The sequence below is a fragment of the Flavobacterium sp. genome, assembly GCF_049240005.1.
Classification (GTDB): Bacteria; Bacteroidota; Bacteroidia; order Flavobacteriales; family Flavobacteriaceae; genus Flavobacterium.
On sequence record NZ_JBMLTK010000083.1, the window covers coordinates 1 to 3100 of the forward strand.

At 46.0% G+C, this 3100-nt stretch carries 4 protein-coding genes; 2 read left to right on the forward strand and 2 right to left on the reverse strand.

Features of this window, described 5'->3' with window-relative positions; translation table 11 throughout:
* The first annotated feature begins 364 nt into the window (after positions 1-364).
* Positions 365-577 (forward strand): hypothetical protein, encoded by a 213-nt coding sequence (locus ACOVQQ_RS08810; protein ID WP_421817874.1) that lies wholly within the window; start codon positions 365-367, stop codon positions 575-577.
* A gap of 26 nt (positions 578-603) precedes the next feature.
* On the opposite strand, the gene ACOVQQ_RS08815 is transcribed toward ACOVQQ_RS08810, so the two are convergent.
* Positions 604-1311 carry a geranylgeranylglyceryl/heptaprenylglyceryl phosphate synthase gene (locus ACOVQQ_RS08815; protein ID WP_421817875.1) on the reverse strand — a complete coding sequence of 236 codons (708 nt, stop codon included), beginning with the start codon at positions 1309-1311 and terminating at the stop codon, positions 604-606.
* Complete coding sequence (locus ACOVQQ_RS08820) at positions 1308-1937, reverse strand: 4'-phosphopantetheinyl transferase family protein (protein ID WP_421817876.1); 630 nt, start codon at positions 1935-1937, stop codon at positions 1308-1310. Before ACOVQQ_RS08820 ends, ACOVQQ_RS08815 begins: the two co-directional genes overlap by 4 nt.
* Before the next feature lie 126 nt (positions 1938-2063).
* Between ACOVQQ_RS08820 and ahcY the strand changes: the two genes are divergently transcribed.
* Positions 2064-3100: adenosylhomocysteinase (gene ahcY, locus ACOVQQ_RS08825; RefSeq protein WP_421817877.1), on the forward strand; the 1037-nt coding region annotated here is incomplete at its 3' end.

Sequence of the window (3100 nt, forward strand, 5' to 3'; positions counted from 1 at the left end):
CGAAGATTTACGCAAAGGTCGCAAAGCGGAATTTTTGAAGTATTGAGATTTGAGTCCCGATAGCTATCGGGAAAGACGTCGCGACGTTCACCATTTTACGTATCGTTTTGCCCAGCCTAACCCGCAATTCGTTGGTTCCTGAGCTTGTCGAAGGATGGTGGTTGGGCGAGTAGAAGGCTGAATTTCTTTTTTATTTGGGCAGCATTTCCGGCTTTCGGCTGTATCTTTTTATTCCGCTTCGCTCCAAAAAAAGGATGCCGCCTCTATCCGGGCTGCGAAAATCGTTACCGAAAAAGCGTTGAAAGCAATTGTTTAAGGCACGGATTTTAAATCCGCGCGATCGGGATTTACATTATTATTGACAATGACTTATCGGCAACGTCTGCCCGCAGCCCGGATAGCAGCGAAAAACCCGCAAAGCAGCAGGTGCAAATTTGGCGTGCTTTTACTGGCGACCCAAGAAGCCAAAGTAAAAGCACTGCCCAATGCGCCTGAAGCTGCGGATTTAAAGCGAATAGCCGGAAATGCTGTCCAAATCAAAAAAACTTATTTACAAACGACAGTGCAAACGCAGTAAATCGATTTCAAAAACGTTTCTCGTGTTTAAAACTCCGAAAACTCCTTCTCAAAGGCTGTTCCTATTACCACCATCGTAGCACCCGCGCGATACGCCGCTTCAAGCGCTGATTTATTGCGAATACCGCCACCAACCACTAAGGGTAAATCGACCGTTTTAAAAACCTGCTCGATAACCGATTCGCGTACGGGAACCTCGGCTCCACTACCCGCTTCTAAATACAGCAACTTAAAACCCAAAAGCTGCGCCGCATATGCCGTATCAACAATTAACTCGGAATTTTCTTGCGATAACGGCAGCGTTTCCGAAACCCGCTGCACCGCACTCTCGTTTCCGCCGTCGAGCAATAAATACGCCGTTGCCAACACCTCGTAAGGCGCCTGTCGCAAAACCGCAGCCGCTCGAACGTGCTGCCCGATTAAATACTCCGGATTACGTCCCGAAAGCAAACTCAAAAACAACAATCCGTCGGCGGCATCCGATAACTGATCGCTACTGCCTGGAAATAAAATCACAGGCAAATGGGTATGCTTCTTCAAGGCACGAACAAGCACATCAGTAGCCGTGCCGCTACCGGTGCTGCCACCCACTAAAAAATGGGTAACAGGGAACGAATCAATTCGTTGGAGAAATTCAGGGAGTTTGCCAACGTCTTGCTTCTCGGGATCGAGTAAAACGGCAAGCAATCGCGCGCCCGACTGCCGTGCGGCAAGCAATTGTTCTAAAATACTCATGAAATGTAGGTAGCAACTACCAGTTTGTAAGCGGCAATCGATTCAAAATAAATCGTAAAGCCGGTTTGTTGTCCGTTAAAATCGAGCATAGCCGTGGTTTCCTGATCGTCTAATGAAAATTCCGAAACGGCAATATGATGATTAAAGCTAATTCCTGGCTCGTTCACAACCTTGAAAATCGCTTCTTTCACACCCCAAATTACCGTGAGTTTGTCTAAGTAATCGGCAGCCGTAGCGTCTAAAAACCAGGCTTCGTTTTTGGTGAACTTGTGCGCTATGCGTCCAACTACAGGTTTAACGTGTTCGATATCGATTCCCACCGGAACCTCTGCCAAAGCAAGCGCCGAATATTGTGCCGAATGCGTAATCGATACCTGCACACCATCGGTTAACAGCGGTTTTCCCGTTTCGTGGTAATACAAATCGGAATCAGTATAACCACTTGCTTCCAGCAACTTACGAATAGATAAAAACCCTTTTTGATGCACCATCGATTTCATGCCTTCAAGTCGCTGCTTACTCTTTTGCGAAAGCGAACTCACGACCAAATCGGGTACCGACTCGGTAATGTCCCAAACCGAAACGCGAATGTTCGACTTATAATTAAACGTACTGTATAGAGGCATTTGAAATCAATTCGTTATTTATCAATTGCTTACCGTAGTAAACAAGTCTTAAATTTTCACCAAATTCGACAATTTCCAAAGGATTATCGTACTTTTGCGCCGAAAAATTATAGACAAAGATAAAAAATGAGTACTACCACTATGCCGTATGTTGCTTACAAAGTAAAGGATATTTCGCTTGCTGCTTGGGGCCGAAAGGAAATTGAGTTAGCGGAAGCTGAAATGCCTGGCTTGATGGCACTTCGCGAAGAATATAAAGATTCACAGCCGTTGAAAGGTGCGCGTATTGCAGGATGCCTGCACATGACTATTCAAACTGCTGTATTAATTGAAACGTTAATTGCACTCGGCGCCGAGGTTACTTGGTCGAGCTGTAACATCTTCTCAACACAAGATCAGGCTGCTGCTGCTATCGCTGCTGCCGGAATTCAAGTATACGCTTGGAAAGGAATGGATGAGCAGTCGTTCGACTGGTGCATCGAGCAAACGCTTTTCTTCGGTGAAGAGCGCAAGCCACTTAACATGATTCTCGACGATGGTGGCGATTTAACCAACATGGTATTCGATCGTTACCCAGAACTTATCGCAGGAATCCGTGGTTTGAGCGAAGAAACTACAACGGGAGTTCACCGTTTGTACGAGCGCGTGAAGAATGGTACGTTACCAATGCCAGCAATTAACGTGAACGACTCGGTTACAAAATCGAAATTCGACAACAAATATGGTTGTAAAGAATCGGCTGTAGATGCGGTTCGTCGTGCAACCGACATCATGTTAGCCGGTAAGCGTGTGGTGGTTTGTGGTTACGGCGACGTTGGAAAAGGTACTGCGGCTTCATTCCGTGGCGCTGGTTCTATCGTTACTGTTACCGAAATCGACCCAATTTGTGCGCTTCAAGCTGCAATGGACGGTTTCGAGGTAAAGAAATTAGATACTGTAATTAAAACTGCCGATATCGTAATTACTACAACTGGAAACAAAGACATCGTTGTGGCGCGCCACTTCGAAGCAATGAAAGATAAAACCATCGTTTGTAACATCGGTCACTTCGACAACGAAATCGACATGGCTTGGTTAAACGAGAACTACGGACATACGAAAGACGAAATCAAGCCTCAGGTTGATCGTTACAACATCAACGGTCGCGACATCATCATCTTGGC